We start from the raw sequence: 23,556 nt of genomic DNA on the forward strand, positions 1-23,556 counted from the left end.
AAGCGAAATCATGAGAGAGCATAAAATCGCTCTGTTACCGGGCGACGGCATCGGCCCAGAAGTTGTTAGCGCAGCGCTTACGGTGCTAGATGCTGCTGAAAAAGAGTTTGGATTTAAAACAGCACGACAGCACTATGACATCGGCGCAACAGAGTATCTAAATACCGGCAGACTCTTTCATGAATTTGAAGACGAACTACGCGGCTATGACGCAATATTTTTCGGAGCGATGGGAGACCCGAGGGTAGCTCCCGGAATTCTAGAGCGCGGAATTATTCTCGAAATGCGCCAGCGTTTTGATCAGGCGGCGAATGTGCGCCCGATCCGCCTCTACCCCGGCGTGCCAACCCCGATTGCTGACCTTAACCCGGAGCGCTGCGAGCTGGTGATCGTCCGCGAGAACACAGAAGGATCCTACGTCGCGGCGGGCTCTTCAGTGCACACTGGCACTAAGCAAGAAACCGCAATGCAAGAGTCGCTCAATACCTACGCAGGCACACGCAGAGTGGTTGAGTACGCGTTCAAACTGGCCAACAAGCGGCGTAAAAAACTAACCCTATGTCACAAAACTAATGTGCTTGTGACAGCAGGCAAGCTCTGGCAGCGGGTGGTAGATGAAGTCGCCCAAGAGTTTCCTGAGGTTGCAGTAGATTACGTGCATGTCGACGCGATGTGCTTCCACCTGCCCCTGACACCGGAACGTTTTGATGTGGTTGTAACAGACAACCTGTTCGGCGACATCATTACCGATCTTGGTGCGGTTGTGCAGGGCGGTCTCGGTGTTGCGACAAGCGCCAACCTGAACCTCGACGGCAGCGCGCCAAGCATGTTTGAGGCGATTCACGGTTCTGCACCGGATATTGCAGGGCAGCAGTTGGCTAACCCGTCGGCTGCGATCCTCGCGCTCGCACTAATGCTCGGGCATCTTGGTGAGGGGGCTGCCGCGGCCGCAATTGAGCGAGCAACCGCCGCTGTAATCGCTAAGCTACCGGCGTTAGCTGGCAAAGAGATGGGTCTTACCACTTCTGAAATTGGAGAGCGTATCGCCACAAAAATTGCGGACGGATCATACGCCGAACTGGAACTGGATAATCAGCTCGTGCAGACGCTCGCTGAAATTCGTGTGGGTGTTTAAGTGTCGCAGGTCACTATGCATTTCCTAGTGCTAGCTGCCCAGCACAGCGAGGGCGGCTGGTTGCAGCCGATTGTTGACTGGGTTGTAAACCTTATGAATCTCATAGGTGCCCCCGGGGTGGGAATCGGTATCGCGCTCGAAAATTTATTTCCCCCCATCCCAAGTGAGGTGCTGCTCCCTCTCGCCGGTTTTACTGCCAGCCAGCCTGGTGCCCTGTTCACTCCCCTAGAAGCAATTATTTGGGCTACCGCGGGATCGGTTATAGGTGCTTTAGCCCTCTATTGGATAGGCGCTGTTATTGGCCATAATCGCACCGTCGCAATTTTTGAAAAACTGCCCTTAGTCAGCGGTAACGACGTCGAGAAAACAGTGGCTTGGTTTAACCGCCACGGTTATAAAGCTGTTTTCTTTGGGCGCATGGTGCCCCTGTTTCGCAGTCTGATTTCTATTCCAGCAGGTATCGAGCGAATGCACCTGATGAAATTTACGCTGCTCACACTGCTCGGTTCACTCCTCTGGAACACTATTTGGATTCTCGCTGGCTTCTGGCTGGGCAATCAGTGGGAAACGGTTATTATCTGGGTGGATCGCTTTAAATACCTGGTTATAGCAGTTCTTGTGGTGCTGTTCATCATCTGGTTGGTGCAAAAGTTTAGGGCTCGCAGAGCATGAGTGGCGCAGCCGGAAAGCAGTGGCGGGTTGTGATGCACAACTGTCCTGTGCTCGTTTACGGCTATGTGTTCTCTGTGCTGCTAGAGCTAACGGAGTTTACCCGGAAAGAGATAACAGGTTTCGTTAATGAAGCTCACAATTTCGGAAGCTGTGAATTGTATACCGGCGATAAAGAGCAGGCGTGGCTGCTTGCAGAGAGATTGCACGGTTACGGCATCATCGCAACACTCCAGGAGCTCCCATAGTGCGCATGTATCGTGGCACCAGGCATGTGCTTTTGGGCTTTACACCGCAGGAGGTTGAGGCACTAACGAGCTTGACCACGCAGCTTGAGCTGCTGCTCGATCACTACTTAAATTCCCCCAGCGACCCGGATCCATTTTTTGCAAAATACGCTCTCGGCGGCAATGAGGAACCGCCGGAGGATCCCGCCCTGCTCCGACTATTTCCTGATGTCAGCACCTCCGATGCTGCTTTAGCCAGTAGCTTTCGCCAGCAGACAGAGCGCAGCCTTGTAACTCAGTTGGCGCAAGTGTCACACGAGGTGCAGCAGCAACTAACCGCTGCACAGCTCAGCGACAGTGCGCTTGCAGATCGCTTCCCCACTATCAGTGCTGACACTCTTGAACTCCAGTGCAGCAGCGACTTTGAAAAACCGACCGTGCGAGTCGATCCTGCGCTTTTAGATCTGGTCAATATGCCGCCGGAGCTAAGAGATGAGCTAGGCAACTTCGAGGAATGGTGCGCTGTGGGTGCGGTGCAGATCGCCCTCACGGATGCAGAGCTGCTCCAGTGGTCGCGGGTGCTCACCGCCCTCACTCTAACCCTGGCTGCACGACTTGATGTCACAACACCAGAAGAAATGCTAGAACTTCGCGAACAGGCAACTAATCAAGAGGTTGGAGATACGGTAATTGTTTTCCTCTGGCTGGTTGATTTAATCAGCAGTCTTTCGAATGTGCTGCGCACCCGAGCGCGGCGGCGCACTGAGTAACCGCGCTGATTGCACACCAAGATGCGCAAACTTTTCGTGCAGTTCATCAACTGTTTCATCCAGTTTCTGCCACCGATCCTGCTCGCTCTCAAAGAGTGCGGGTTGCGCTGTATGCGCCGGTGTTAAACTGCTCAGACGCACCCCGAGAAGCCTGAGCGCTAGGCTGCGACCAGCCCGCTCCTGTGTTTCTATAATCGAATGCGCGAGCTGCTTCGCCTCTTGGGCGATTAACATACCGCTGTTAATAGGGGTTTTTATTGAATGCGACTTCGAGTATGTGCTGAAATCACTCCAGCGTAGTTTCACCGTGATTGTGGTGCCCGTCACGCCCTGTCTGCGGGCACGGCGGCCCACCTTGGCGGAAAGCGCAATAAGGGCTCGCTCCACCTCACGCGTATCCGTTAAATCGCGCTCGAAAGTTTGCTCGGCAGAGACGGATTTCTCTACCCGTTCGGTTTGCACGGCACGCAAATCAATACCGTTAGCAAGATTCAAAAGATGCTGCGCTTGCGCCTTCCCTATGAGGTTTGCAAGGCTTTTTGGATCGGCCACCGCCAGCTCACCCACAGTGTGGATCGCACGATCGGCCAGCTTTTTACGGGTAACTTCACCCACTCCCCAGATTTTGGAGACGGGCAGCGGATGCAGAAACTCAAGGGTGCGGTCAGCGGGCACTTCGGTTATTCCGTTTGGCTTATTAATGCCGGAAGCTATCTTCGCAACAAATTTAGTTGCGGCGATTCCAACAGAGGCGGTTAATCCTGTCTCCCGGTATATATCAGCAAGGATTTTTTGTGCGACCTCGCGCGGGGTGCCAAACAGTTTCTGCGCCCCGGATACATCCAAAAACGCCTCATCTACGCTTAAAGGCTCAACCAAAGGTGTGTAGCGTTCAAAAATATGAAAAACTCTGCGGCTGAAGTCGCGATACTTCTTCATATCTGGCGGTATGAATATTAAATTAGGGCAGCGCTGTTTTGCAACAGCTACTGACATTGCTGAGCCAACCCCGTATTTACGGGCAGTGTAGTTTGCCGTTGAGATCACCGAACGAGCGGTGTCTGTTGCAACTGCAACCGGTTTGCTTCGCAGGTCTGGGCGGGAAAGCAATTCGACGGATACGAAAAAGGCGTCCATATCGATGTGCAGGATCGACGCCTTATCGGCCTGTTTTGACTTTGCCGGCGTCGATCCTGTCATCGCTCTAGCGAAACTACTGGTGCTGCGTTTAACCGGCGGCGCGTTCAAGCACAAGCTCACGCACGCGGGCAGCGTCGGCCTGGCCACGCATAGCCTTCATAACAGCACCGATAATTGCGCCGGCCGCTTGCACTTTACCGTCACGGATCTTCTGGAGCACATCCGGTTGCGCTGCAAGCGCCTCATCAACAGCCTTAATTAGTGCGCCATCATCAGAGACAATAGCCAGGTTGCGTTGTTGCACGATTTCTGCGGCGCTGCCCTCACCGTCGATAATCGCGGCAATAACCTGGCGCGCAAGTTTGTCGTTGAGGGTGCCAGCATCAACCAACTGCACAACATCGCCGAGCTGTGCGGCTGAAATGAGCTCGCCCGGAACGGCGTTGCGCTCGTTTGCAATGCGTGCAATTTCGCCGGTATACCACTTTCGTGCGGTCTGTGCGGGAACACCCGCTGCAACAGCGTCTTCAATAGTGTCAAGCAGCCCAGAGTTTAGAACGTCACGGAACTCTAGCGGGCTGAACGACCACTCTTGCTTCAGCCGACGACGACGCAGGGTTGGATGTTCCGGCAGCGCAGCTTTGAGTTCTGCAACCAGTTCCCGGCTGGGGGCAAGCGGCGCAAGATCCGGCTCTGGGAAGTAGCGATAATCATCAGCATCGCTCTTCGGGCGACCGGGTGAGGTCTCACCTGTGTCTTCGTGCCAGTGGCGCGTCTCTTGAACTATCGATCCGCCCTCAGACAGGATCTGTGCCTGACGCTGAATCTCGAAACGCACTGCGCGTTCGATAGAGCGTAGTGAGTTAACGTTTTTTGTTTCGGTGCGGGTTCCGAGCTGCTCGGTGCCGCGCGGCCGCAGTGAAACATTGGCATCGCACCGAATATTGCCGCGTTCCATACGCGCGTCGGAGATGCCGAGCGCTTTTACTATTTCGCGAATGGTTGCAACATACTCGGCAGCGATTTCAGGGGTATCTTTTTCCCCGCCGAAAATTGGCCGGGTCACAATCTCTACCAGCGGCACACCACCACGGTTGTAGTCAACCCCCGAGTGGGTGGCACCCTGAATGCGCCCGCTGTCTCCGCCGTGTGTTAATTTACCGGCGTCTTCTTCCATGTGAGCGCGCTCGATTGGCACATGCACTACGCGTCCATTTGCCAGTTCAATCTCGAGCGAACCGTCGTGTGCGATCGGATCATCATACTGCGAGATCTGATAGTTCTTCGCCATATCCGGGTAGAAGTAATTTTTGCGCGCAAAACCGGAGTGCTCTGCGATCTCGCACCCGAGTGCGAGGCCGAGACTGATTGAGTAGCGCACCGCCTCCTGATTGACTACCGGCAGAGTTCCGGGAAGCCCGAGACAAACAGGTGTGACGTTGGTGTTTGGTTCGCCACCGAAAAAGTTTGGGGCGGCCGAGAACATTTTAGTTTTCGTATTGAGCTCGACGTGCACCTCAAGACCGATAACAGGCTCAAAAAGTTCGAGTGCTCGATCAAAATCCATCAGTTTTGTTTTAGCCACTGTTACGCACCTGCCTTTGCGGTCTCAAACACCGGATTGTGCTGCCAAAACGGCTTTCCATCACGTTCGGTTATGAGCGATTCGATTGCAGCTCCCACACGGTACAGGCGATCATCGCCGTATTGCGGCGCCATTAGCTGCAGGCCAACCGGCAGACCGTCTTCCGCCGCGAGACCAACAGGTAGGCTGATGCCCGCAAGGCCGGCAAGGTTCGCTGGAATAGTGGTTGCATCGTTAAGGTAATTAAGCATCGGATCTGAAACGCGATCGCCAAGATTCCAAGCGGTGGTGTTAGAGGTTGGCGAGGCGAGCACATCAACCTTTTCAAAAGCCGCTTCAAAATCACGCTGCACAAGGGTGCGCACCTTTTGAGCTGAGCCGTAGTAGGCATCGTAGTAACCAGCCGACAGAGCGTAGGTGCCGAGAATAATGCGGCGCTTTACCTCTGTGCCAAAACCTGCAGCACGGGTTGCTCCCATAACGTCTTCGACAGTGCCACCGTTTTCAGGGGTCACACGCAGACCAAAACGAACTGAGTCATAGCGAGCGAGATTGCTTGAGACCTCAGCTGGCATGATCAGATAGTAGGCCGCCACAGCGTATTCAAGGTGTGGCGCACTAATCTCAATGATTTCTGCCCCCTCAGCTGCAGCGAGTGCGAGAGATGCTTCAAACTGCTGCCGCACACCCTCTTGTGTTGCGTCGCTGAGCAGTTCTTTCACAACGCCAATTCGCACGCCCTTTAAGCTCGTGGGGTCTGCGCCGGCACGAGCAGCGTCAGCCATCAGCGGCCAGTCGTGCTTGAGTGAGGTTGAATCGTGCCAGTCGTAACCTGCGATTACGTCGTGCAGAAGAGCGGCGTCAGCAACGGTGCGAGCACACGGACCAATCTGGTCGAGTGATGAGGCCATAGCGATTGCGCCGTACCGGCTCACAGCACCGTAGGTCGGTTTTACGCCGACAGTTCCGGTGAGTGCGGCTGGCTGGCGAATTGATCCACCTGTGTCACTGCCGAGCGCGAGCGGTGCCTGGAATGCGGCAACAGCAGCGGCTGAGCCACCACCAGAGCCGCCCGGAACTTTATCGATGTTCCAAGGGTTTTTTACTGGGCCGTAGGCTGAGTTTTCGTTGGCCGAACCCATCGCAAACTCATCCATATTGGTCTTTCCAAGCGGCACCAGCCCGGCAGTGCGTGACTTGGCAACCACAGTCGCATCAAATGGCGACATATAGCCTTCAAGAATTTTCGAGCCTGAGGTTGATGGCATATCTGTTGTGACCAGCACGTCTTTAACCGCGAGCGGCACACCGGCAAGCGCGGGCACGTTTTCACCACTAAGGCGCTGCTTGTCGATGTCTGCAGCAACCTGAAGTGCTAAATCATTGTGCGCAAGAAACGCATTGTAAGTGTCGTCACTTGCTGTGATTTGATCCAAATGCGCCTGGGTTACCTCAACGGCACTAACCTCTTTAGCTGCGAGTTTTGCGGCAAGCTCAGCTGCGGTGTTGGTTATTAAACTCATTACTGTTCCTCCCCCAAAATCGCAGTTACTTGGAACTTGCCCTCGGCCGATTCTGGCGCGTTTTTCAGCGCCTGCTCTTGGGTTAGCACGTCACGCACTTCGTCTTCCCGCATCACATTTACCAGTGGTACCGGGTGGCTTGTTGCTGGCACATCCTCGCCAGCAACCTCACTAACCTTGGCGATTGCGCCAAGGATCTGACCAAGCTGTGCGGTGAACATCTCGGTTTCATCATCGGTGAGCGTAATTCGCGAAAGGCTCGCAAGGTGCTCTACGGTTTCGCGGGTAATGCCCGGATCGTTTGCCATATTTCTCACTGTCTATTTGAGATTTATATTCTGAAAAATAACACTTAAAGTCTAACGTCGCTGTCTCTGAGTTCTTCGACAGTCAGCTGGAGTGCCGCAGGACCTTCTGTTACGAGAGTGTGAAACTGTTCAGCGTTAAGCACGGGAATACCAAGCTCCTCCGCTTTCGCAAGCTTCGAGCCCGCCCCAGGGCCGGCAGCAACAAAGTCGGTCTTTTTTGAGACACTGGAGCCGGCCTTCCCGCCGGCTGCAATGATTGCCTCCTGTGCGGTATCTCTTGTGTAGCCGGTCAGCGTCCCAGTTGCAACAACGGTCAGCCCTGCCAGCACACCAGTTAATTTCGTCTGCGTGCCAGGCCCCGGATGATCAGCGATTGCTGTTTGCACTCCGGCAGCCTCCCAAGCGGTCACTATCTCGCGATGCCAGTCGACCGCCCACCAGTTAATAATTGTCTGCGCAGTTTCAGCCGCGACACCATCCACCGCTGTCAGTTCTGCAGCAGTGGCCGAAAAAATCGCTGCAAACGAACCAAAATAGTCGCTAATATGCCGCGCTGTCACCGGCCCAACATGCCGGATTCCGAGCGCTGCCAATAAGCGCCACAATTCCTGCGTTTTTGCAGCTGCAAGCCCCTTTATTAATTTCTCGGCTGTCTTGTTAGGAACGAAAGTAGTCCCTGCTGCAGTGATGCTAATTTCGGGCTCTTCACCGCTACCGGCAATTCTCGCAAACGGCCTGCGCACTAGCTGCTCACCGGTTTCTTCATCCACTACCGGGGCACCGGTGTCAGCGTCTACAACACCGACCTCAAGCGGTAAGAGCTCAGCCGTGGTCAAACTAAAGAGGCGCTTTCCTGAGGTGAGCGGAGGTTTCCCGTTGAGCGGCCGCGTCAGCGCCTGAGCGGCTGCCTCACCGAGCGCATCAATATCTAAAATTTTGCGGCTGCCGATGTACTCAATACGACCGGCCAACTGCGCCGGGCAGGTTTCGTCGTTCGGGCACCGTAGATCAACATCACCGGCTTTCATCTGCGTCAGCGGGGTGTCACACTCTGGGCACTGCTGCGGCATCTGCCACTCACGCTCGTTCCCTGTGCGAGAGCTATAGACCGGCCCCAGAATTTCAGGGATCACATCACCGGCTTTCCGCAACACTACGGTGTCTCCAAGCAGCAGATCTTTCGCTTTTACCACGTCTTGATTGTGCAGTGTTGCCCTCGAAACTCTGGAGCCAGCCACCTCGACAGGGTCTAACACAGCATACGGGGTGACGCGACCGGTGCGCCCAACACCGACTCGAATATCGAGCAGTTTCGTGTGCACTTCTTCCGGCGGATACTTGTATGCAATCGCCCAGCGCGGCGCTCTGCTGGTCTGTCCCAGACGGCGCTGCACAGCAAAATCATTTACTTTAACGACTACACCGTCGATTTCATGCTCAATAGCGTGTCGATTTTCCCCGGTCTGGATAATAAACTCTGACACCTCAGCGATGCTTTCAAAAACACGGTTGTGCGGCGATACCGGGAAGCCCCATGCGTGCAGCAGCTCATATACCTGACTCTGCTCGGTGACCTCACCCTCCCACGCTCCAATGCCGTGCACGTAGATGCTGAGCGATGCAAGCCGCTCACGCATTAGGGCAAGCTCTGTTGCATTTTTGTTAGTCGTTAACTGTCTCAGCGTTCCGGCAGCGGTGTTGCGCGCATTAGCAAACTGTGGAAAGCGTGGTGCCTTCGGGATTTTTGCTCCCGGCTTTCGCTTAAGCTGCCACTCTTCTTCATAGGCCTTTTGCAGCTCTTCCTGTCTTTCGTTAATGTGCTTAAAATCTGCTGTGGTGAAGAAAACCTCGCCACGCACTTCAAAAAAATCCGGGATACTGTCACCGGTAAGTTTTTGCGGGATCGCAGAAATGTATCGCGCATTCTCGGTAATGTCTTCGCCAACGGTGCCGTCTCCGCGAGACGCGGCGGTTTCAAGCACCCCGTTTCGGTAGGTGAGGCTGATAGCGAGACCGTCAATTTTTAATTCGCTCAACCAGGCAATCGGCTCCCCAGCGGCAGCACTCGTTTTTTGCGCCCAGTTTTCAAACTCTGCGATGCTAAAAACATTGTCGAGGCTGTACATGCGTTCAGCGTGTTTGTGTGTTGCGAAGCCGCTGCCTGCGGGGCTCGCACCAACTGTTTCTGTCGGGCTGTCCTGACTTTTCAACACAGGCCATGTGTTTTCAAGGTCGCGTAATTGGGCAAGCTGTGCATCATATTCTGCGTCAGACAACTGCGATGAGCCGTCCGCGTAGTATGCCTTGCGTGCCGCATCAAGCAGTTTTGTTAGCTCCTCAACACGCGCTTTTGCCGCTGCAAACTCCTGATTTTCGACCACATCAAAATCCTACCCGGGATTACCCCTCTAAACGCTGGCGCAGCATATTTATACGATCCTGCAGCTGTGACACAGAGGCTTTAGACACCTGCGGGCCACCGCACACCCGCCTGAGCCAGGCGTGCACTGCGCCGTGCGGATCACCGGTTCTGCGCGCATACAACCCGACTAACTGGTGCAAAAGTTTCCGCTGCTCAGTAATTGTTCTGTGAATTGCCTCCGGGGCTTCAGCTCGCTCCGGCGCAAATTCGCTAATTCCCTGTTTACTTGCGGATCGGCGCGCTTGTCTCGCCTGTCGTTGCAGCAATAGCGCGCGCACCTCAGTCGGCTCCAAAATACCTGGCAGGCCGAGGAAGTCCAGCTCTTCCTCACTGCCGACTGTCGCATACCCGCCGAACTCTTGACCGTCAAAGACCGCCATATCAAAGTTCGCGTCTGATCCTAAGGCTTTATACACAAACTCGCCTGTTAGCGCTGCGCTGGCCTGCTCTTCACGGTTGGCTTCATCTATCAAAACCTGTTCCGCATCAAGCAGCTCCTCAGCCCCTTTGGCTAGATCAAGCACATGATTGCGTTCTTTTTCTAATTGACTTGCAAGCAGCATTAAATCTGGCACGTTTGGCAAAAACACAGTTGCCACTTCACCCCGGCGCCGACTGCGCACAAAACGCCCAATTGCCTGCGCAAAAAACAGTGGCGTAGCAGAATTTGTTGCATAGACACCGACCGCTAGCCGCGGCACATCCACCCCCTCTGACACCATCCGCACTGCGACCATCCACCGTGTGTTGGCTTTTGCAAAATCTGCGATCCGCTGCGATGCTCCCGCGTCGTCAGACAGAATTAGCGCCGGCTTTTCCCCGGTTATCTCCGCCAACAGTTTGGCGTATGCTTTTGCGGTTGCGTGATCCGCAGCTATTACAAGCCCCCCGGCGTCTTCAACATGGTGTCGCACTTCGGAAAGACGCTTATCGGCTGCTCGAAGCACGCTTAACATCCAATCCCCGTATGGATCTAGTGCGGTGCGCCAGGCCTGTTTTGTAATGTCTTTAGGGTTCCCCTCACCTAACCGTGCTTCCATCACCTCGCCAGCGCTTGACTGCCACTTCATTTTTCCGGCGTAGATCATGAAAATTACCGGGCGCACAACCCCGTCGTTCAGAGCTCGGCCGTAGCCGTAGTCATAATCTGTGTCAGATACTTTTGTGCCGTCGGGCATGCGCGCATAACGCAGGAACGGTATTTGTGCGTCATCGGATCTAAACGGAGTGCCCGTCAGCGCCAGTCGCCGTTTTGCTGCGGCGTAGGCGGTTATGATGCCCTCCCCCCAGCTCAGGGAATCACCGCCGTGATGCACCTCATCCATAATGACAAGAGTCTCGGCGGCTTCACAGATGATCTGATGCTGGATTGGCTTCATTGCAACCTGCGCGTAGGTCACAACAATGCCGTGATAGCCGCTTCCGTAATTTAAGCCATCACCATTGGAGTAGTGCGGGTTTAGTTTAATGCCGGCCCGGGCAGCCGCATCAGCCCACTGCACTTTTAGATGCTCTGTGGGGGCAACCACGATAACCTGATTAACTGTATTTTTCGCACGTAGGATCGCAGCCAGCCGCAGCGCAAAAGTAGTTTTACCGGCGCCGGGGGTCGCCGATACGAGGAAGTCACGCGGTTCAGAAGCTAGATACTTGCTGATTGCTTCTTCCTGCCAGGCTCTAAGAGTTCCCGCCGTACCCCAAGCGGCACGCTCCGGATAAGAGGGTGAAAGGTGCTCTGCGGCGCTGGTTCCAGGCAGATGCAGGCGGTCGATTGGATCAGACATACCCCTCTAGAATAATCGGGGAGCAATAAAACTGCACAAGCAGATCTTAAGTGCTTTTGGGAGGACGCTTTGTCGAATAATAAAACACAGTCAGCGACCGATTCGGTGCGGATCCCGAATCAGGAAGAACTGGACGCAGCAGCTTTGCGCGCCAGAGAAAAAGCTGCGGTTAACGAAGGTCTGCGTCTCCCCTGGAACCGTATGGTGGTTATCGGAGATTCATTTGCCGAGGGTGTGGGTGATCCTGACGACACCGCCCCGGGTGGTTTGCGCGGCTGGGCAGATCGCGTCGCAACCGTCCTCGCAAAGCACAATCCTGATCTGGCATACGCCAACCTCGCAGTGCGTGGCAAAGTGATTGATCAGGTCATCGCTGAACAGGTTGATAAAGCACTTGCTTTAAAGCCTGATCTTGTTTTCATTTCTGCCGGCGGTAATGATGTTTTGCGGCCGAAAGCAAACATTATCGAAATAATCGCAAAGCAAGAGAGCATCGTTAAACGTTTCACCGAAGCCGGAGCGACTGTTGTTCTGTTTAGCGCATTTGACAGCAGTGAGGGCGTTTTTAAAGCTATCTACAGTCGTGCCGCACTGTATTCTATGCATCAGCGCACCGTCGCTGAACGCTACGACGCAATAATAGTGAACCTGTGGGCGCGCACCGAACTTACCGACTCGCGCTACTGGGCAGAAGACCGTCTGCACCTCAACCCGCTCGGTCACCATGCCGTAGCTATCTGCATCCTTGACAGCCTTAACGTGCCCCACTCGCTTGAAGCACGCAAACCCGAACCCGCTCCCGTGCGCACCTGGCGGGAGGCGCGAAAAGAAGACGCCGTATGGGCGCGCGAGTATTTGCTGCCGTGGGTGATCCGTCGTATTCGCCGAGTTTCCTCAGGCGATAACGTGGAGCCAAAGCGACCGGAGCCTGGTCCAGTTGAATAACAGGAAAACAGTTTTACTCGCTATCATCGCGCTTGCGATAGGCAGTTTTGGTATAGGCGCTGCGGAATTTCTGCCGATGGGCATCCTGCCTGAGATCGCGAGTGATCTTTTAGAGACGCAATACATCACAAATCGCGATCTCGCGCTCGGTAATTCCAGCTGGTTTATTAGCGCATACGCAATGGGTGTAATTATCGGAGCGCCGGTTGTCACCATTCTGGCCGGTCGTTTTAACCCAAAACGTGTGCTGCTTATTTTTATGGTTAGCTTCGTGCTCACCACACTTGCTACCGTGCTCACTAATAACTTTGCGCTCGCTGTCGTTATGCGTTTTATCGCCGGTTTACCGCACGGCTCCTATTTCGGTCTTGCGCCGCTGGTTGCAGCACGTATGATGGGGCCGGGCCAGCGTGGCAGAGCCGTCAGCTACGTCATGCTCGGGCTCCCGCTCGCCTCCCTCGCTGGGGTGCCGGTGCTAACTCTTGTTGGCCAAACCTTCGGCTGGCGCATCGCGCTCGGCGTAATAGCCGGTGTTTTTCTGCTCGCGGTGATTGCTATCGCCGTTACTGTGCCAGCGCAGGAAACTCCGGCACATGCGCCGCTCACATCGCAATTCCGGGTGCTTACAAAACCGCTTTTGTGGCTTGCTTTTATCGCAGCGATGTTGGGCACCGCCGGGTTTTTTGCGGTGTACTCATATATTTCACCGCTGGTAACAGATGTCGCGCAGCTTGACGCGCACTTAGTTTCGGCAACCCTCGTATTGGTCGGCCTCGGTCAAACACTCGGCAGCCTGACCGGCGGCAGGTTAGCCGATATCAATAAACGCTTCTGGATGCGCATTGCACTGCTTGCTTTCCTCACCGGCTGCGCGATTGTTGCTTTTGGCGCACACAATCCACTCATCTTGGGCGCAGGTGTTTTCGTGATGGCGTTTTCTAGCGGCGCCTGCAGCCCGATGGTTGCAGTATGGATGATGGATATAACTCCTGAATCACCGGTGATCGGCAGCTCTCTGATGCATTCAGCATTCAACGCAGCGAACGCTCTCGGTGCCGCCGGCGGCGGTCTCATGGTCGGCCTCGGGTTCGGCTTTAACTCACCCGCATTCTTAGCGATTGGGTTTACCGCTTTAGGGTTATTGGCGCTGCTGTTAGCGCAGCGTGTGCAGCGTCACTTAGGTGTTGCAACAGCACCTATTCAAACTCTGAATCAAAGCTGATTCTTTTCGCTTATAACCCCGCAAAGATCCACGGCTTTTTCGGAAGTTTCGCATACTCGAAGCGTGAAATTAGTTGTGTGGCACTAACCACTTCACCGGGTTTACTAAGCCCCAAAGATTCTGCCATTTTAGAGAGCACCTCACTAGGGTTGATCCCCAACTCAAGCAGCTCTGCCAGGGTGACAGCGCCATCACGTTTAGCTAAGCGCTGACCCTGTTTGTTTAAAACCAGCGGCACGTGTGCATATTCAGGAGCTTTTAGACCGAGCAGATCATAAAGCACGAGCTGTCTCGGAGTGCTCAGCGCAAGATCCTCTCCCCGCACCACCTGATCCACTCCCGCTGCGGCATCATCAACCACGGTTGCAAGATTATAGGCGTAGGTGCCGTCACCACGTCGCAATACGAAATCATCAACAGAGCCTGTAACTCTGCCGAGCAGCGCGTCTGTAAACGAGCGCTCTTGGGCCGGTGCTGGTGTGCGCAGACGGAGTGCCGGGTTGCGCCCACCAAACTGCTCCTGCTTGTTCGCGATCTCTGCTGCACTCAGGTTGCGGCAGGTGCCCGGATACGCTCCCGGCGGTGCATGCGGCGCGGTGGGTGCTTGCAGAATATCCTTACGCGAGCAGAAACACTCAAACACTAATCCGGCTGCGGTAAGCTTCTCAACCGCTGCAGCATAGCTTGCGGATCGATCCGCCTGCCACACAGCAGGCTCATCCCAGTCAAGCCCAAGCAGTTTTAAATCCGACAGCTGTGCTGGCCCTGCGCCGGCATCTCTATCGCGATCGAGGTTATCGATCCGCACTAAAAATTTACGGCCGGTAGAGCGAGCAGCAAGCCACGCCACAAGAGCCGTGCTCAGATTACCGATGTGCAGGCGCCCGCTTGGACTCGGCGCATAACGCCCCGCACCTCGCCCAATAGTTTCCATAACTCCAGATTACGCGGCAGCCTGTTTTAACGCAGCTATTTTGGGGGTGTGCTCCCACGTGAACTCGGGCAGTTCTCTGCCAAAGTGACCGTATGCGGCTGTCTTTGCATAAATCGGGCGCTTCAGCTTTAGCTCATCAATCAGAGCAGCCGGCCGCAAATCGAATGTGCGCTGCAGGGCTTTCGCAATCTCTTCATCAGAGATAACACCGGTGCCAAAAGTGTCAACGTAAAGCCCAACCGGCCGCGCCTTACCGATCGCATACGCCACCTGCAGCTCTGCTCGCTCGGCAAGCCCCGCAGCAACAACATGTTTTGCAAGCCACCGCATCGCATACGCGCCTGAGCGATCAACCTTTGATGGATCTTTGCCGCTGAACGCACCGCCGCCGTGTCGTGCCGCTCCCCCGTAGGTATCAATGATGATTTTACGTCCCGTCAGACCGGCGTCTGCTTGCGGGCCACCAACAATAAACGAGCCTGAGGGGTTAACGTGTAATTTTAACTGCTCCAGATCTAGGCCGGTTTCGTGCAGGATCGGCGCAACTACGTGATGTGCAGCCGCTTCCCGGATCTCATCTTGGGAAACATGTTCAGCATGCTGGGTTGACAGCACAACAGTGTCAACCAGCTTTGGCACACCATTTTCAAGCCCTAAAGTCACCTGGGTTTTACCGTCTGGTCGCAGCCACTCTAGAACTCCAGTTTGACGCACCTCTTGCAGGCGCGCAGCAAGCGCGTGCGCGATAGTGAGTGCTGGCGGCATTAGTGTCGGGGTTTCGTTTGTTGCGTAACCGAACATTATCCCCTGGTCACCGGCCCCCTGCAGGTCGAAAGGATCCTCGGCTGTCGCACTGCGTTGTTCGGCAGAGACTGAGACGCCCTCGCCAATCTCAGGCGACTGCGGCGCAACAAAAATTTGCACCTCACAGTTTGCAGCATCAAGGCCGTATGCGGGATCCGTGTATCCGATCTCTCTAATAGTTTTCCGCGCGATTGCCTCAAGGTCGATACCTGCGTTAGAGCTCACCTCGCCGGCGATCACGATCCGACCGTTACCGGCCAGCGTTTCGACAGCGACACGGCTTGTGGGATCCGCACCCAAGTAGGCATCAAGTATGGCGTCACTGACCTGGTCACACAGTTTGTCAGGGTGACCGGCGGTGACAGATTCGGAGGTGAAGAGCTGCATTTCATCTCGCTTTCGTGGTTGTTCATTGCTTGCACGCACGAGATGAGCAGATATTCATTGTCTTGCTGCACCGTGTGCGCCGGTTCTTACCCTGGGACACCCGGAACAATGAGCTCGGGTTGTCGTGCAGCCAGCCAGGTACTGTAAGGCTGCAACTCTTGAACTGTTGAAAGCGTAACAGATTTTTACAAAAACCTCGACACGCCCCCCCTTACGCTGGAAGGCTTGTTGCGCTTATTCTTAAACAATGATCGAAGTTGAAAATCTAACTAAAACGTACGGCAGCAAGAAGGCGATTGCCGATCTCAGTTTTTCGGTTCCGGACGGGCAGGTAACTGGATTTCTCGGCCCAAACGGCTCCGGCAAGTCAACAACGATGCGTTGCATGCTTGGGCTGGATACCCCCAGCTCTGGTTCTGTCAGATTTACGGGCGCAGTTGACGGTAAAAGCTACGATTCTGATTTCTCGAAGTTGCCTAATAAATCGCGAGTTGCCGGCGCTATTCTCGACGCCAATTGGTTCACACCCAAACGCTCCGGGTATGGGCATCTGAGTGTACTGGCTGCGAGCGGCGGGATACCGCAGTCTCGGGTTGCTGAGTGCCTCGATCTCGTAGGCATGACAGCGGTCGCGAAAAAACCTATGAAAAGCTACTCGCTTGGCATGAAACAGCGCATCAACTTCGCTGCTGCACTGCTGGGAGACCCGCAGCATCTGCTCTTGGACGAACCTGTTAACGGCCTCGACCCCGAGGGTGTGCGCTGGCTGCGTGATACGATCCGCTTCCTCGCCTCCCAAGGGCGGGCTGTGCTGGTGTCTTCGCATCTTCTGAATGAGATGCAGCTCACCGCAGATCGACTGGTTGTAATCGGCCGCGGGCAGCTGCTTGGAGAATATTCCATGCAAGAATTCCTCGCCGGTAACGCTGCGGTTATTGTCGAGTGCCCAGAACACGTGCGGCTAACCGCCTTATTGCAAAATGCAGGATATCGAGTTAATACGAGCTCTAAAGCTGCTTCCCAAATTGAGGTTGAAATCTCTGAAGAGCAAAACGAAGCAGCAGCGCGTGCAGATATCGCCGGCCTCGCACTCGCAAATGGGCTTCCCATCACACAGCTCTACACACAAACGGTCGGACTTGAAGAAACATTCCTAAAACTAACCGGCGCCTCCCAAGAGTATTCAACTGCGCAGGTAGACGGAGGCCAAAACTAATGAACAATCTAATGAACGCAATTAAAGCTGAAGTTATTAAACTAGCGTCTCTGCGCTCCACCATTCTGTATACAGTTTTGCTAACTGGTAGCCTCTACGGGCCGCAGGTGCTTTCGGCGGTGTTTGCCGGAGAAGACAGTGTTGAAACATGGGGATCTATCTTCACCACATCATCTTTTATCTTCGCGATCATCGCAGCGGTGTTTTCTGCTTCTAGCGTTGGAGGCGATATTTCGTCCGGTCTTAACGCTCATGCATTCCTGACTCAGCAAAAACGTTGGCAGTGGTTGTGCGCCAAAGCTGTGACTGGATTTACGTTTCTGACACTGAATCTGCTGCTCGGAGTTGCCTTGAGCTTACTGGTTATTTGGATCGCCCCAAACGTTAGATTTGCTGATAGGGGTTATGGCGAAGCACTTGCCGCAATTTTGCCAATTGTTTTGATGTGGGCTGCAAGTTTCGGCTTTTCTGCCCTGTTCAGAAGTCTTGTTTCAGGCATGACGATTACGCTGGTCTACTACATGGTTATCGAGAGTCTGCTGTTCACGGCTGCGGTTTACATAGAAGCGCTGCACCCTCTTGCTAAGGTGCTGGCGATCCCACGAACGCAAGACATTGCTGCTTATGTGGACAACTTCGCTGCTGTAGAGCCTGGGTGGAGCGTCGACTCGCCTGCTCCGCTGTGGTACAACATTGTTGTTTTGGCCGCATATATTGTAATTCCGCTGGTGCTGGGCTTGATTAGAAACCAAAAGTCAGATGTTAAATAACAATTTGATTATTTGCGGTTATTTACGACGATTGCGGCTCTAGTATAGCTGTACGCACTTACATCCGTACAAAGGAGTAGACAGCAATGAGCTTCAAAAAGAGAGCGCTGCCAACAATCGCGATTCTCGCTTCATCACTATTGGTGCTCAGCGGTTGTGGTTCACAGAACAACGCTAGCAGCGCCGCCGATCTCGATTATGACAAGCTACCTTTAAACCAGTTTTTTAACGAGATCTACTCAGCCAACGATTACGATGCCGATAAGGCATACGAAACGCTGGTTAAGGCGGAGGAAAAAATTGCCTCATGTATGCAGGATCAGGGTTGGGATTACACACCGAACCCACCAAAGCGTGAGGATTTCAGTGACGATTACAGCTCTTCTGATGATGATTTATCGTACGACTCAAGAGAGTATGCGGAAAAACACGGTTACGGCATCACCGAAGTTCCGGGCGGCTTAAATGACGAAGATATTGACGGCGCCCAGCAGGTAGATCCCAATCAAGACTATGTAAACAGTCTGAGTGACTCAGAACGGGACGCATACTACGAGTCACTGCAGGGCCCTTCGCTTACTGAAGAGCAAATGGCTGCGATTGAAGCTGGCGAGGCAAGCTGGGATGATTACGACCAGGGCTGCTACGGCAGCATAAGGCATGATGAAATGTCACAGGATCCTATTGGTGCGCTGCAGGATGATCCTGAAATCAAAGACCTGCTTGAGAAAATAGGTGAACTAGCTAACTCTGAGTATGACAAAACACACGCTGACTACCCCTTCCACGATCTCGACCGAGAGCTGTCTGACTGTCTAGCAAAAGCGGATGTTGGGTTAGACAACTTAGGTGACCAAAGTGCGCAAGATATTCTCTGGGAGGAATACAACGAGCTAGCTGCTGCATCTGATGATTCTGGCGAGACCAGTTCTGCTTCGCCGGAAGAGTTAGAGGCCTTTAAAAAGCGCGAGCGAGAGGTTGCCGTTGCTGAGTGGGATTGCAAGGAAAAGATCGGGTATCACAAAAAACACTACGATATAACGTTTGAGCGGCAGACCCAATTCGTCAACGAGAATAAGGCGACTCTCAACCGTGTAACAGCTCTCGTCAACGAGAAGAACTCGAAAAGCAAGTAACGCGACAGGGTAGATTTCTGATGATTGATAACGAGCAAGCGCCTGAGCTGGATACCAACACCACTGACGAAGATACAAATACCACTGATGAGGATGCCAGCACAGAGCCCACCACGAAATCTAAAAAAGGTCTCAGCGGTTCAAAACTTGTTGCAGTAATTGCCGCCGTAGCTCTTGCCTCACTTCTGGCGGGTGTGCTCATAATGCAGTTTATTGTGTCACCTGCAGAGCTTGCTGCACGCAAAGAAGCCCCCGAGGCCGGCCCGATCAGCGCGCCTATCGAACTTCGGAAGATAGAGAACAAGATCATCACTCGCGGTGAAATATCATTCGCTGATGCGGTTGCTGTCGAGTTAGACACAGCCGGCAGCGAAGAACGCCCTATCATAACCGGAAATCTACCCAAAGTTGGTGATCTCTTAGAAGCAGGCACTCTCGCACTTGAGGTTGCGGGTCGGCCGGTCGTAGTGTTACCGGGCGAGCTGCCTGCTTACCGCACTCTCAAAGTCGGGATGCAGGGGCCTGATGTGCTGCAGCTGAAACAGGCTCTTGCATCGCTCGGGTATGGCGTTGGTGATGTTACTAGCAATCTGTTCGACGCTGCGACTTCTGAAGCGGTCGCCGCACTGTACCGCGATCTCGGTTATAAGGCACCGGACGGCGGGCTCGAGGGGCGCAAAACTATCCGCGATCTCGAACGGCAGTATTCAGAAGCACAGGACGTAGAGCCGGTTGACCAGGGGCTGCTGCGCGATATTGAGGAACAGTACCGCCTTGCTGTTGAAGCAAATATGGTCTACCTGCCGGCTTCGGAAGTTCTCTATCTAACTGATCTGCCGCGTCGTGTCGATGAGCTGCGAGTGAAGCGTGGCGATGTTTTGAGCGGTTCCCCCATGAGTGTCTCAGGCGCGACTCTGTCAATCACCGGCACAGTGAGCAAACAGGATGCAGAGTCAATCACCGTCGGCTCGACCGCAACTTTTGTGCATCGCGGTAAAGACTACACAGCCACTGTGAAGGAAGTGCGCAGGGGGTCTGCAAACACCGAGAATAAAGATGAGGGATCAGAGGGCGATAAGAACTCCAACAGCGGTGACTCTTCCGGCCGCTATCAGGTCGTGCTAGAGCCGCAAGGTTTGTCTGCTGAAGACGTAACCGAGCTGCGCGGTAACAACGTGCGCGTTACGATCCCCATCGCTGCCACAGAGTCTGAAGTGTTAGCAGTGCCTGTTGCGGCGGTGACAGCAGGATCAGGCGGTGAAGACCGCATCGAGCTGCTCATCTCGAAAGATAAAGGCGGGATGGAAACCGCTTTAGTCGAGGTCACCACCGGTCTCGCCGCTGAAGGATTTGTAGAAATTTCAAGCACAGACAAGCGCGTTAAAGAAGGCGCTAAGGTTGTGGTGGGCCGCTAATGAACACCGTGAGCACGGTTGGAAACCCCGACTACGATGGGCCAATCGCGATGCTTGACGATGTCACCCGACTGTTTGCCGGTTCACCGCAGGTGCTCGCGCTGCGCGGAGTTAATTTACGCATTGAGCGCGGTGACTATCTGGCAATAATCGGCCCTTCCGGGTCTGGCAAGTCTACGATGTTGAACACGCTCGGGCTGCTTGACCGCCCGAGCACCGGCACCTATTATTTCGAGGGGATTAACACCTCCGAGCTTGCCGACGATGATCGTGCGGCGCTGCGTGGTGAAGCAATTGGTTTCGTGTTTCAGTCTTTCCATCTGATGCCGAAAAGAACGGTGCTTGAAAATGTAATGCTGGCAGGCACCTATGCCGGGCGCAATCGTGCAGAGCGTGAAGAACGTGCCCGGCAGGCTTTGAAACGCGTCGGCTTACAGCACCGTGTAAATTTCTACCCGACAACACTCTCTGGCGGTGAGCGCCAGAGAGTGGCTATCGCCCGTGCGATTGCCAATGAGCCGCGCTTGCTGCTAGCCGATGAGCCAACAGGAAATCTCGACCGGCGAAATTCTGAACTCATCATGGAGCTGTTTGCAGAGCTCGGGGCATCCGGGCTCACAATAGTCATGATTACCCACGATTCTCATGTGGCTGAGGCCGCCCAAAAACAGGTTCGGATAGCCGATGGCCTGCTTACGGAGTTAACATGAAAAAAATTCGCCTCAAACGGGATCGTAAAGCCAAGACCCCTCGGCGTACTGTGCCGCGCATTAGTGCCCGTGATTTATTTCACGAGAGTTTTGAGGGTGTTGGTGCCCGCCCATCACGAATGTTTATAACTCTGCTCGGCACGGTTCTCGGTATTGCCTCATTAGTGGCAACAATCGGTTTTGCGCAAACAGCCAGCGGTCAGATTGCGCAGCAGTTTGATTCACTCGGCGCAACGCGCGTCACTATTGAGCCGAAGCGCTCTAACAGTAATTCTGCAGGCGGTAGCGGCACGAAGCAAGCAACTGCTGTAATTCCTTGGGATGCGCCGGCTAGAGTTGCGGATCTTGCCGGGGTAACCACATCTGCAATAATTACCGACGCGCCAGAAAACACTCCTGTAAAAGCTGTTGAAATTGCTGATCCCGCTGAACTTCAGCGTGTTCCACCACGCATTACAGCTGCCTCACCGTCACTTTTAGATGTGGTTGCCGGTGAAATAGAAACCGGTCGTTTTTTTGACGCCGGTCACGATGCACGCGGTGATCGTGTGGCTGTGCTCGGGGCAAAAGCGGCTGAACAGCTGGGTATCAACCGAGTTAACAATCAATCAGCGATTTTTCTTGACGGCAACGCCTACACTGTCATCGGAATTTTGAAGAGCGTAAAAGTGCGGGAAAATCTGCAGAACGCTGTTATTGTGCCGCTCACAACCGCTCGTCATGACTTCAATATGGGTGCCCCAAGCAACTTTGACATTCGCATAGATCTTGGTGCCGGCGAAGTGGTTGGTCGGCAAGCCCCTATTGCACTCAACCCGAACTCCCCCGACGGTTTCAAAGTTGGTGCGCCGCGTCTTGCAAACGCTGTGCAGGAGGGCATTGAATCAGATATCAATGTGCTCTTTGTCGCTATTGGTATTGTTGCGCTGATTGGTGGCGGAATAGGCATCGCGAACGTAACACTGCTGTCGGTTTCAGAACGGCGTGGTGAGATTGGTTTGCGCCGCGCTCTCGGCGCCAGGGCTCGTGATATCGCTGCGCAGTTCATGTTGGAGTCGCTCACCACCGGATTACTGGGCGGTCTGATCGGCGTTGTGGTTGGTATTCTTGCGTTAATCGGGGTGTGTGTGGTGCAGCAGTGGACACCAATTTTGGCCGCCTGGGCTGCGCCTATCGGAGTGCTTGTTGGTGCGCTGGTGGGTTTGATTGCTGGCACCTACCCAGCGCTGAAAGCAACAAAAATCGAACCGGTTGATGCGCTGCGCGACAATTAACTTATTTGCGGTTCTATGAAACTGATATAGGCAGAACCAACGATGATTGATACCGCTGCTATGCAATAGACGGCACTTATCCAAAACGCTGCTGTGAGGAACGGATCAATCGGGTTGTGCTCTCTCCGAGCGGTTCTTAGTTTCTTTATTGTCAAAAAAATTGTCACAAACCCAACCAAAAATGAGAGTACAAACAATACTACATTCTCTCTGCGATCATTTTCGATATCACGGCCTATATAACCCATTTCCTCTTCTCCATTCGTATCAAGGTAGGTTGTGTGAAAATTCTAATAGCCTTTAATTCACGCTTTTATCCACGCGTCCGGTGAATGGATTGCTCGAAATGGCAGAAACCTCTGTTGTAACAGTTGGAAATTCACTTCTTAGCATCTTTGCGAGCGACTCAAGATATATAAACTCACTCGCATAGTGTGGCAGATCCAACAGTGCTGGCACGGCAAGCGCATTAGCTCGCGACTCGATATGCTCGAGTGTCGGGTGGTGGCGCAGATCTGAGGTGATGTATGCGTCGACATCAAGCTGAGAGACAGTCTCGAGCAGTGAATCGCCAGCCCCCGGGCAGACCGCGATCCGCCCCACTTCACGGTCACCCGAGCCGGTATAAAGCACACCCTGCGCTGTTGCAGGAACAATATCTGCGATCTGCCTCGCAAGCCCAACAACCGTGGTTTTCGCGGGCAAATCTGCCACAACCCCCATTCCGAAAAGCTTGGAATCCCCCACCTGCTCGTTTGTCTGCGGCGCGACGAGCGGTGCAGCCTTTTTAAGCTGCAGGGCATCAATCCAGGCGCCAACCGTGCCCGCACGGGAGCGATCAGAGTTGGTGTGGCCACACCACAGCGCGCCCCCTGACTGTATGAGTTTGGTAATCACCGCACCCTTACCGGTTTCGGTTGTCAGAAAACTTACCGGTCGCAGCAGCAGTGGGTGGTGCGTGAGCAGCAGGGTTTCCGTATTTTGAGCCGCTGCGTTAGCTTCAGCAACTGTTGGATCCACCGCAAGGCGAATATGCGAAATTGTTTGATCCGGATCCCCAGCAACTAAACCAACTCGATCCCAGTCTTCAGCCCAGTCGAGCGGATAGAGCTCTTCAAGGAAAGCGCGAATAGTTGATAGTTTCACAGCCATGAAAACAGCTTATACGTTTTGAGAATTT

Annotated in this window: 21 protein-coding genes and 1 riboswitch; of the genes, 12 read left to right on the top strand and 9 right to left on the bottom strand. The window is 54.0% G+C overall.

The annotated features are described in order from the left end of the window. Positions 1–10: 10 nt before the first annotated feature. From HCQ99_RS01440 to HCQ99_RS01455, 4 genes are read left to right on the top strand one after another with little or no spacing between them, the layout of a single operon-like run. Positions 11–1,135, top strand: a complete 1,125-nt coding sequence (locus tag HCQ99_RS01440) for a 3-isopropylmalate dehydrogenase (protein ID WP_166984834.1) — start codon at positions 11–13, stop codon at positions 1,133–1,135. After that, positions 1,136–1,807, top strand: coding sequence for a DedA family protein (locus HCQ99_RS01445; RefSeq protein ID WP_243854492.1), 672 nt, complete (start codon positions 1,136–1,138; stop codon positions 1,805–1,807). Then, positions 1,804–2,052, top strand: coding sequence for an ATP-dependent Clp protease adaptor ClpS (locus HCQ99_RS01450; RefSeq protein ID WP_166984836.1), 249 nt, complete (start codon positions 1,804–1,806; stop codon positions 2,050–2,052). Before HCQ99_RS01445 ends, HCQ99_RS01450 begins: the two co-directional genes overlap by 4 nt. Then, positions 1,989–2,801 (top strand): DUF2017 family protein, encoded by an 813-nt coding sequence (locus HCQ99_RS01455; RefSeq protein WP_166984838.1) that lies wholly within the window; start codon positions 1,989–1,991, stop codon positions 2,799–2,801. Before HCQ99_RS01450 ends, HCQ99_RS01455 begins: the two co-directional genes overlap by 64 nt. On the opposite strand, the gene dinB is transcribed toward HCQ99_RS01455, so the two are convergent. From dinB to HCQ99_RS01485, 6 genes are read right to left on the bottom strand one after another with little or no spacing between them, the layout of a single operon-like run. Next, on the bottom strand, positions 2,745–4,001 hold the full coding sequence (gene dinB, locus HCQ99_RS01460; protein ID WP_166984840.1) for a DNA polymerase IV: 1,257 nt from the start codon (positions 3,999–4,001) through the stop codon (positions 2,745–2,747). The two genes, HCQ99_RS01455 and dinB, sit on opposite strands and share 57 nt — an antisense overlap. Before the next feature lie 28 nt (positions 4,002–4,029). After that, complete coding sequence (gene gatB, locus HCQ99_RS01465; RefSeq protein WP_166984842.1) at positions 4,030–5,526, bottom strand: Asp-tRNA(Asn)/Glu-tRNA(Gln) amidotransferase subunit GatB; 1,497 nt, start codon at positions 5,524–5,526, stop codon at positions 4,030–4,032. A gap of 2 nt (positions 5,527–5,528) precedes the next feature. Beyond that, complete coding sequence (gene gatA, locus HCQ99_RS01470) at positions 5,529–7,049, bottom strand: Asp-tRNA(Asn)/Glu-tRNA(Gln) amidotransferase subunit GatA (protein WP_166984844.1); 1,521 nt, start codon at positions 7,047–7,049, stop codon at positions 5,529–5,531. Then, complete coding sequence (gatC, locus tag HCQ99_RS01475) at positions 7,049–7,357, bottom strand: Asp-tRNA(Asn)/Glu-tRNA(Gln) amidotransferase subunit GatC (RefSeq protein WP_166984846.1); 309 nt, start codon at positions 7,355–7,357, stop codon at positions 7,049–7,051. Before gatC ends, gatA begins: the two co-directional genes overlap by 1 nt. Before the next feature lie 44 nt (positions 7,358–7,401). Continuing rightward, a complete protein-coding gene (ligA, locus tag HCQ99_RS01480) occupies positions 7,402–9,738 on the bottom strand; it encodes an NAD-dependent DNA ligase LigA (protein ID WP_166984848.1) in 2,337 nt (778 codons plus the stop codon). Between the two features lie 19 nt (positions 9,739–9,757). Then, positions 9,758–11,563, bottom strand: a complete 1,806-nt coding sequence (locus tag HCQ99_RS01485; RefSeq protein WP_166984850.1) for a DEAD/DEAH box helicase — start codon at positions 11,561–11,563, stop codon at positions 9,758–9,760. Positions 11,564–11,632: 69 nt separating this feature from the next. Here HCQ99_RS01485 and HCQ99_RS01490 point away from each other — a divergent pair, with 69 nt between their 5' ends. Together HCQ99_RS01490 and HCQ99_RS01495 are read left to right on the top strand one after the other, a co-directional pair. Beyond that, positions 11,633–12,508 carry an SGNH/GDSL hydrolase family protein gene (locus tag HCQ99_RS01490; RefSeq protein WP_243854491.1) on the top strand — a complete coding sequence of 292 codons (876 nt, stop codon included), beginning with the start codon at positions 11,633–11,635 and terminating at the stop codon, positions 12,506–12,508. Then, a complete protein-coding gene (locus HCQ99_RS01495; RefSeq protein ID WP_166984852.1) occupies positions 12,501–13,730 on the top strand; it encodes an MFS transporter in 1,230 nt (409 codons plus the stop codon). The genes HCQ99_RS01490 and HCQ99_RS01495 overlap by 8 nt, the downstream gene beginning before the upstream one ends. A 10-nt stretch (positions 13,731–13,740) precedes the next feature. Here HCQ99_RS01495 and gluQRS read toward each other — a convergent pair whose 3' ends face one another. Together gluQRS and metK are read right to left on the bottom strand one after the other, a co-directional pair. Further along, a complete protein-coding gene (gene gluQRS, locus HCQ99_RS01500) occupies positions 13,741–14,664 on the bottom strand; it encodes a tRNA glutamyl-Q(34) synthetase GluQRS (protein ID WP_166984854.1) in 924 nt (307 codons plus the stop codon). 9 nt (positions 14,665–14,673) lie between these two features. Then, positions 14,674–15,855 (bottom strand): methionine adenosyltransferase, encoded by a 1,182-nt coding sequence (metK, locus tag HCQ99_RS01505; protein ID WP_166984856.1) that lies wholly within the window; start codon positions 15,853–15,855, stop codon positions 14,674–14,676. A 20-nt stretch (positions 15,856–15,875) separates the two neighbouring features. Then, positions 15,876–16,019, bottom strand: a riboswitch (SAM riboswitch). Between the two features lie 83 nt (positions 16,020–16,102). Here metK and HCQ99_RS01510 point away from each other — a divergent pair. From HCQ99_RS01510 to HCQ99_RS01535, 6 genes are all read left to right on the top strand, one after another. Beyond that, entirely contained in the window at positions 16,103–17,071 is a 969-nt protein-coding gene (locus tag HCQ99_RS01510; protein ID WP_166984858.1) for an ABC transporter ATP-binding protein, read from the top strand. An 11-nt stretch (positions 17,072–17,082) separates the two neighbouring features. Continuing rightward, entirely contained in the window at positions 17,083–17,841 is a 759-nt protein-coding gene (locus HCQ99_RS01515; RefSeq protein WP_166984860.1) for an ABC transporter permease subunit, read from the top strand. An 86-nt stretch (positions 17,842–17,927) separates the two neighbouring features. Next, positions 17,928–18,977 carry a hypothetical protein gene (locus HCQ99_RS01520; protein ID WP_166984862.1) on the top strand — a complete coding sequence of 350 codons (1,050 nt, stop codon included), beginning with the start codon at positions 17,928–17,930 and terminating at the stop codon, positions 18,975–18,977. Between the two features lie 20 nt (positions 18,978–18,997). After that, positions 18,998–20,392 (top strand): peptidoglycan-binding protein, encoded by a 1,395-nt coding sequence (locus HCQ99_RS01525; RefSeq protein WP_243854759.1) that lies wholly within the window; start codon positions 18,998–19,000, stop codon positions 20,390–20,392. Next, the gene (locus HCQ99_RS01530; RefSeq protein WP_208317139.1) at positions 20,392–21,102 is read left to right on the top strand and encodes an ABC transporter ATP-binding protein; all 711 of its coding nucleotides are present in this window, start codon (positions 20,392–20,394) and stop codon (positions 21,100–21,102) included. Before HCQ99_RS01525 ends, HCQ99_RS01530 begins: the two co-directional genes overlap by 1 nt. Beyond that, positions 21,099–22,376 (top strand): ABC transporter permease, encoded by a 1,278-nt coding sequence (locus HCQ99_RS01535; RefSeq protein WP_166984864.1) that lies wholly within the window; start codon positions 21,099–21,101, stop codon positions 22,374–22,376. Before HCQ99_RS01530 ends, HCQ99_RS01535 begins: the two co-directional genes overlap by 4 nt. A gap of 300 nt (positions 22,377–22,676) precedes the next feature. On the opposite strand, the gene HCQ99_RS01540 is transcribed toward HCQ99_RS01535, so the two are convergent. After that, the gene (locus HCQ99_RS01540; RefSeq protein WP_166984866.1) at positions 22,677–23,528 is read right to left on the bottom strand and encodes a Nif3-like dinuclear metal center hexameric protein; all 852 of its coding nucleotides are present in this window, start codon (positions 23,526–23,528) and stop codon (positions 22,677–22,679) included. Between the last annotated feature and the right edge of the window lie 28 nt (positions 23,529–23,556).

This window comes from Canibacter zhoujuaniae, from assembly GCF_011752015.1.
Classification (GTDB): domain Bacteria; phylum Actinomycetota; class Actinomycetes; order Actinomycetales; family Microbacteriaceae; genus Canibacter; species Canibacter zhoujuaniae.